The organism is Geminicoccus sp., from assembly GCF_035556675.1.
Classification (GTDB): Bacteria; Pseudomonadota; Alphaproteobacteria; order Geminicoccales; family Geminicoccaceae; genus Geminicoccus.
In genome coordinates, this window is record NZ_DATMFZ010000249.1 from 1 (window position 1) to 3,209 (window position 3,209).

2 protein-coding genes and 2 pseudogenes are annotated in these 3,209 nt (G+C 72.0%); all 4 read left to right on the forward strand.

Features of this window, described 5'->3' with window-relative positions:
- A pseudogene (locus tag VNS22_RS17545) lies at positions 1–181 on the forward strand (SfnB family sulfur acquisition oxidoreductase); the annotation flags it as partial.
- A gap of 7 nt (positions 182–188) precedes the next feature.
- Positions 189–1,412 (forward strand): SfnB family sulfur acquisition oxidoreductase, encoded by a 1,224-nt coding sequence (locus VNS22_RS17550; RefSeq protein WP_325734673.1) that lies wholly within the window; start codon positions 189–191, stop codon positions 1,410–1,412.
- 40 nt (positions 1,413–1,452) lie between these two features.
- A pseudogene (locus tag VNS22_RS17555) lies at positions 1,453–1,659 on the forward strand (5,10-methylene tetrahydromethanopterin reductase); the annotation flags it as partial.
- Positions 1,660–1,688: 29 nt separating this feature from the next.
- Entirely contained in the window at positions 1,689–3,116 is a 1,428-nt protein-coding gene (locus tag VNS22_RS17560) for an FAD/NAD(P)-binding protein (protein WP_325734677.1), read from the forward strand.
- Positions 3,117–3,209: the final 93 nt, after the last annotated feature.

Here is a 3,209-nt window from a genome sequence, read left to right on the forward strand (position 1 = left end):
CGCGACCAACAAGCTGTTCGAGCTGGCCGGCACCAGGTCCACCCTCGCCCGCCACGGCCTGGACCGTCACTGGCGCAACGCCCGGGTCCACACCCTGCACGATCCGGTGCGCTGGAAGTACTTCCACATCGGCAACCACGCGCTGAACGGCATCAGGCCGCCGCGCCATCCCTGGCTGTGAGGCGCCCATGACCAATCCTGCCCTGCCCGAACTGCCGGTACGCCGCCATCCTGCCCGGCGGATCGGCAGCGACGCCGAGGCGCTGGCCGCGGCCCGCGAGGTCGCGGCGCGGATCGCCGAAGGCTCGGCCAGGCGCGACCGCGAGCGGATCCTGCCAGTGGCCGAGATCGAGGCGTACTCGCAGTCCGGCCTGTGGGGCATCCTGGTGCCCAGGCCATTCGGCGGCCCCGGCCTGTCCGCCGTCACGCTCGCCGAGGTCACGGCGATCGTCTCGGCCGCCGATGCCAGCATTGGCCAGATCCCGCAGAACCATCACTACATGGTGGAGGCGATCGTCCAGTCGGGGACGCCCGCGCAGCAGCGATTCTTCTTCGGCCGCGTGCTGGAGGGTGACCGGTTCGGCAATGCGTTCGCCGAGATCGGCACCAAGCGGGCAAACGACTACCTCACCCGCCTGACGCCCCAGCCGGACGGCAGCTTCCGGCTGGACGGCCGCAAGTTCTATGCGACGGGTACGCTGTTCGCCCACTGGATCGTCGCGGTAGCGAAAGGCCACGAGGGCCGCACTACCCTGGCCTTCGTCCCGCGCGGCACGCCCGGCCTGACCCTCATCGACGACTGGAGCGGGTTCGGCCAGCGCACCACCGGCAGCGGTACCGTCCTGTTCGAGGCGATCAGCGTGCCGCCGGAGCTGGTGATCGACCATCAGGATGCGTTCGACCGGCCGAGCCCGATGGGGCCGGTGGCGCAGATCATCCATGCGGCGGTCGACCAGGGCATCGCCCGCGCCGCACTGGCCGACACGATCGCCTTCGTGCAGGAGCAGGCCCGGCCCTGGATGGACAGCGGCCAGGAACATGCGCACGAGGACGTCTACACGATCCATCAGGTGGGCGAGCTGAAGCTCAAGGTCGATGCCGGCGACGCCCTGCTGGAACGGGCCGGCGAATTGATCGACCGGGCGCGTGCCGAGCCGGACGAAGGCAGCGTGGCGCGGGCCTCGATGGCGGTGGCGGAGGCGAAGGTCTGGACCACCGAGACCTCGCTGCTGGTGTCGAGCAAGCTGTTCGAGCTGGCTGGCTCCCGTGCCACCACCGACCGGTTCGCCTTCGACCGGCACTGGCGCAACGCGCGCACCCACACGCTGCATGACCCGGTCCGCTGGAAGTACCACCATATCGGCAACTTCCACCTGAATGGCGTGCTGCCGCCGCGGCACGGCGCCTCGTGAACCGGGCCCCATGAGCCGCGAGATCCGCCTCAACGCGTTCGAGATGACCGGCGTGGACGGCTTCAACCTGGCCTGCGCCCTGGCGCACCGGACCTTCAGCGACGTGGCCGACCTGGTGGTGCCGGAACTGACCCGGCGCGGCCGCTACAAGCAGGAATATCGGGCGGGCACGCTGCGCACCAAGCTGGGCGGCCCGGACAGCGGCCGGCCGGGGGAAGGCCATCCGGCTGCCGCCTTTCGGCGCTGACGCGGGACAAGCGAGGGGGAGAATGATCCATGACCGAACCGCGGCAGCCGGGCGGGCCACCGTCCGGCCGATCGATCGCGATCATCGGCGGCGGGTTCAGCGGGACGATCACTGCGCTCCAGCTTCTGCGGCGGGCCGGCGAGCAGGACCGGGTGATCCTGATCGAGCGCAATCGCCAGCTCGGCAGGGGCGTGGCGTTCGCCACCGATGACCCGAACCACGTCCTGAACGTGCGCGCCGAGAACATGAGCGCGTTCCCGGACGAGCCGGGCCATCTGCTGCGCTGGCTGGAAGCGCTGCCCGAGGCGGAACGCGCCCATGTCGGCACGTCGGGCCCGGCCGGCACCTTCGTGCGCCGCGGGCTCTATGGCCGCTACGTGCGCGACCAGCTCGCCCAGGTGCTGCGTCAGCGGCGCAGCACCGACAGCCTGGCCATCATCAAGGACGAGGCGCAGAGCCTGGCCCGGACCGGCCAGGGCTGGCAGCTGCGCACGGCATCCGGCCGCACGGTCGACGCGGATACGGTGATCCTGGCACTGGGCAACTTCCCGCCAGCGCCTCTGCCCTATCCCGGCTGCGTGGACAATCCCTGGCAGCCCCAGGCGATCGAGGAGATCGACCTGGAGCACCCGGTGCTGCTGCTCGGCGCCGGCCTCACCATGGTGGACGTGACCCTGCGCCTGCTGGAGCACGGCTTCCGTGGCCGGATCCACGCCCTGTCCCGCCGGGGCCTCCTGCCGCACGCCCATGCGGCGGCCCCTGCCTGGCGCGACCTGCGCCTGACCGCGGACGACCGCCGCTCGCTCACCACGCTGATGCGCGGCGTGCGCCGCGAGGTGGCGCGGGCCGCCCAGGCCGGCATCGGCTGGCGCTCGGTCGTGGATGCGCTCCGGCCGCACACCCAACTGCTCTGGCAGGAACTCTCGCTGAGCGACCGGCAGCGCTTCCTGCGCCATCTGCGGCCCTGGTGGGACGCGCACCGGCACCGCATCGCTCCGCAGGTCGCCTCCCGGATCGAGGCGATGCGGCGCTCCGGCCGGCTCGTGCTGCACAGCGGCAAGCTGCAGGGCCTGGAATCGTCCGGCCCCTGGTCGTGCGGATCGCTGGTGACCTACCGCCCGCGCCGCTCCGGGCAGGTCCTGGCCCTGGAAGTGCAGCGGGTGATCAACTGCACCGGGATCGGCGTCGACCTCGCCGGCAGCGACGACCCGCTGGTCCGCCAGCTCCTGCAGGACGGGCTGGTCCGGCCCGACCGGGCGCGGCTCGGCCTGGATGCCACGACCAGCTCCATGCTGATCGGCCGGAACGGCGACGTGGTGCCGGGCCTGTTCGGGGTCGGCCCGATCGTGCGCGGCACCTTCTGGGAAATGGTCGCGGTGCCCGACATCCGCACCCAGGCGGCAATGGTCGCGCGGACCGTCATGGAGCGGCGGCCGGCCGGCAGCCGGGCCGCCTGACGCCATCGCCCGGGTGCCGCCGCCTGCCCGTCAGGACTGCGCCCGGGCCCGCTCGGCCGGCGGCACGTCGTTGGCGATCATCTCGCCGAACGG